The organism is Methylobacterium aquaticum (genome assembly GCF_001043915.1).
Taxonomy (GTDB): domain Bacteria; phylum Pseudomonadota; class Alphaproteobacteria; order Rhizobiales; family Beijerinckiaceae; genus Methylobacterium; species Methylobacterium aquaticum.
Genome location: NZ_LABX01000025.1, coordinates 1 through 3897 on the forward strand (window position 1 = coordinate 1; position 3897 = coordinate 3897).

2 protein-coding genes are annotated in these 3897 nt (G+C 71.9%); one reads left to right on the forward strand and one right to left on the reverse strand.

Translation table 11 applies throughout. The annotated features are described in order from the left end of the window. Nucleotides 1-121: 121 nt before the first annotated feature. Nucleotides 122-754 carry a recombinase family protein gene (locus tag VP06_RS03085; RefSeq protein WP_082167124.1) on the reverse strand — a complete coding sequence of 211 codons (633 nt, stop codon included), beginning with the start codon at nt 752-754 and terminating at the stop codon, nt 122-124. Nucleotides 755-896: 142 nt separating this feature from the next. On the opposite strand from VP06_RS03085, the gene VP06_RS03090 reads away from it, so the two are divergent. Continuing rightward, nucleotides 897-3863, forward strand: coding sequence for a Tn3 family transposase (locus VP06_RS03090; protein WP_048462377.1), 2967 nt, complete (start codon nt 897-899; stop codon nt 3861-3863). The last annotated feature ends 34 nt before the right edge of the window (nt 3864-3897 follow it).

Consider the following 3897-nt stretch of genomic DNA (forward strand, 5'->3'; position numbering starts at 1 on the left):
GGGGTCATCGCAGAATGTGTCCCAAAACGTACGCTAAGGGCTGGGCCTTGGGAGGGGCGAGCATGGCTGGCTCGCTCGCTCGGCCAGCCGGAACGGGACGCCGGCGCCGATCGTCATGGGCTCAGGTGCGCTTCGCCTGACGCTCGAGCAGCGTCTTGGCATCGTCGCGTAGCTCACCCGTAGGGCTCACGAAGCGGTAGAGCGTCTGGCGGGTGATGCCGAGTTCTTCGCACAGGTCGCCGACCCTGGTCTCCGGCTGACCCATGGCGGCCTGGGCCAGGCGCAGCTTGGCCGGCGTCATCTTGTAGGGGCGGCCACCCCGCCGGCCCCGGGCGCGAGCGGCCTGCAGGCCGGCCTTGGTCCGCTCGACGATCAGCTCGCGCTCGAACTCCGCCAGTCCGGCGAAGATGGCGAACACCAGCCGGCCGTTGGCCGTGGTGGTGTCGATCGAGGCACCTTCGCCCGACAGCACCTTGAGGCCGACCCCGCGCCGGGTGAGATCCCCCACCAGGTTGACCAGGTGGCGCAGGTCGCGGCCGAGCCGGTCCAGCTTCCACACCGCGAGCGTATCGCCAGGCCGCAACGCCTTGAGGCAGGCCGCAAGCCCGGGACGGTCGTCGCGCCGCCCCGAAGCGGCATCCTCGTAGATGTGCTCCGGCTTCACGCCGGCCTTCGTCAGCGCGTCGCGCTGCAGGTCATGCACCTGGCTGCCGTCGGCCTTCGACACGCGCGCATAGCCGATCAGGGTCGTCACAAATACGCTCGTTTGCGTGACAGGCGGCTCGCCGCCGTCCAACCGAACGAGATCCTGTCACTCAACCCGTTCCCCCGTCTACGCTCCGCGAACGGTTCGTGCCCAGGTTTCGTGACGAGCATCGGAGCCGGCCACCGTCGCGATGCGCACCCTCCTCTCACCCGCACAGCGGTCGGCTCTCTTCGACCCGCCCGACGACCGACCGACGGTCGAGCGTCTCTACACCCTGGGGCCGGACGACCTCGCCGAGACGGCGCGGCGGCGGCGCGCCTCCAACCGGCTCGGCTTCGCCGTGCAGCTCTGCTACCTGCGCCACCCCGGACGCCCCCTGGAGCCCGGCGAGACGCCGTCGCCGGCGCTGCTGCAGGTCCTCGCCGGTCAACTCGGCTGCGAGCCCGGCACCTTCGCCGACTATGCCGGCCGGGAGACGACGCTTCGCGAGCACCGGGCCGAGATCGAGGCGCGGCTGGGACTGCGCGGCTTCGAGCGCGGCGACCGTTCCACCCTGCTGGCGGTCGCGATGGAGGCCGCCGCCTCGACCGACCGGGGCGAGGTGATCGTGGGGGCCATGACGCGGCTCCTGCGCGAGACGCGGATCGTGTTGCCGGCGGCCTCCACGCTGGAGCGCATCGCGCTCACGGCCCGGGCGCAAGCACGCCGCCAAGCCTTCGCCAGCCTGATCCGCGACCTCGGGCCGGACCAGGCCCAGCGGCTGGACGATCTCCTGTCCGCCGGATCCGTTCCGGGCCGCACGGCCCTGGCCTGGGTGCGGGAGTGGCCGGAGGCGCCCGGCGCCGCCAACCTGAAGGCGGTGTTGGAGCGGTTGGCGCATGTCCGCCGCATCGGCCTGGAGCCGGACCGGGGCCGACGCATCCACCGCGCCCGCTACGGCGTGATCGCACGCGAGGCCGCGATCATGAGCGCTCAGCACCTCTCCCGGCTCGAGCGCCGCCGCCGGCTGGCGACGCTCTGCGCCTTCGCGCTGGACATGGAGGTGCTCCTCACCGACGCAGCCGTGGCGATGGTCGAGAAGATGGTGAGATCGCTGTTCCGCCGCGCCGAGCGGACCCGCTCCGAACGGATGATGGACGACACCAGGCGCCTGAAGGAGACGGCGCGCCTTCATGCCCGGCTCGGCCGGGCCTTGCTGGACGTCCGCTGGGCCGAGGGCGACGTCCTGAGCCTCGTCGGCGAGCGCGTCGGCTGGGAGGCCCTGGAGAAGAGCGTCCGTGCAGCGGAGGACCTGACCCGCACGGGTGAGGACGGGCTGGCGGAGGTGGTGGACCGCTACACGGCCGTGCGCCGGTTCGTACCCGCCTTCCTGGCCAGCTTCGTCTTCCAGGCCGCTCGCCCGAACGATCCTCTTCTGAGCGCCGTGGCAGCCCTCCGGCGCTTCTATGCCGAAGGCCGGTCGACCCTGCCGAAGAGCGTGCCGACCTCGTTCCTGGCACCCCGCTGGCGCAAGGTGGTCTTCCCGGCCGCCGGCGGCTTCGACCGGCGCGCCTACGAGATCGCCACCCTGGTCCACCTGCGCGACCGTCTCGGCTCGGGCGGGGTTTGGGTCGAGGGCAGCCGCGCCTACCGGACGCTCGACGATTACCTTCTGCCACCTGCGGCCTTCGCGGCGATGCGGGCGGAGGGTACGCTGGGCCTGGCGGTCGAGGCCGACGTGAGCCGCTGGCTGGCCGGGCAGCGTGATCGCCTCGCCGGGCGCATGGGCGAGGTGGAGCGCGCGGCGGTGGCGGGCACCTTGCCCGACGTGGTGCTGGAAGGCGGCGAGTTGACCCTCTCGCCTCTGCGCCGGGCCGTGCCGGACGAAGCGGAGGCGTTGAAGGCCAGGCTCTACGGGCTCCTCCCGCGCGTGCGCATCACCGGGCTGCTGGCCGAGGTCGCCGGCTGGACCGGGTTCTGCGACCGCTTCGTGCACGTGAGGAGCGGCGAGCCGGCCGCCGATCCGGCGGCGCTCATGGGCGCCATCCTGGCCGACGCCACCAACCTCGGCCTCTCCCGCATGGCCGAGAGTTCCCGTGGGCTGACCCATGCCCGCCTGCTCTGGACCGCGCAGTGGCACGTGCGCGACGAAACCTATGCGGCGGCGCTCGCCGCCATCGTCGATCACCACCACGCCCATCCGCTCGCCGGGGTGTGGGGTCCCGGCGACACCTCCTCGTCGGACGGCCAGTTCTTCCGCGCCGGCGGCAGGGGCGAGGCACGCGCCGATCACAACGCCCGCTACGGCTCCGAGCCGGGGGTCCTGTTCTACACCCACGTCTCCGACCGCTTCGCGCCCTTCCACACCAAGGTGATCGCCGCCAATGCCGGCGAGGCGGCGCACGTCATCGACGGCCTGCTCGACCACGAGAGCGGCCTCGTCATCCGGGAGCATGCGACCGATACGGCCGGCGCCGTCGACCATGTGTTCGGGCTGTGCCACCTGCTCGGGTTCCGGTTCGCGCCGCGCATCCGGGATCTCGGCGAGCGACGGCTCTATGCCCTTTGCGACCTCGCCTCGTTCCCGACGCTTCGCCCGTTCGTGGCCGGGCCGATCCAGGTCAGGGCGATCGAGGAGCACTGGGACGAGGCCCTGCGCCTGGCCGCCTCGATCAAGGCAGGCACGGTCACGGCCTCCACCATGCTGAGGAAGCTGGCGGGTTACCCCCGCCAGAACCCGGTGGCGCGGGCGCTGCGCGAGATCGGCCGGGTCGAGCGCACCCTGTTCATGCTCGACTGGCTCGACGATCCGGAGTTGCGACGGCGCACGAGCGCCAACCTGAACAAGGGGGAGGCGCGCAACGCGCTCGCCCGGGCCGTCTTCTTCAACCGCCTGGGCGAGTTGCGCGACCGGACGTTCGAGAACCAGCGGCACCGCGCCTCTGGGCTGAACCTGGTCGCCTCGGCCATCATCTTGTGGAACACCGTCTATCTCGGCCGCGCCGTCGACCACCTCCGCCACCAGGGCGTCGAGGTTCCAGAACGGCTCCTCGCCCACGTCGCCCCGCTCGGCTGGGAGCACGTCAGCCTCACCGGCGACTATCTCTGGGGCGACATCGATACGCCGCGGGAGCGGTTCAGGCCCCTGCGCACCACGGGCTCAGCCGAGCGGCCTTAGCGTACGTTTTGGGGCACATTCTGCGATGACCCCA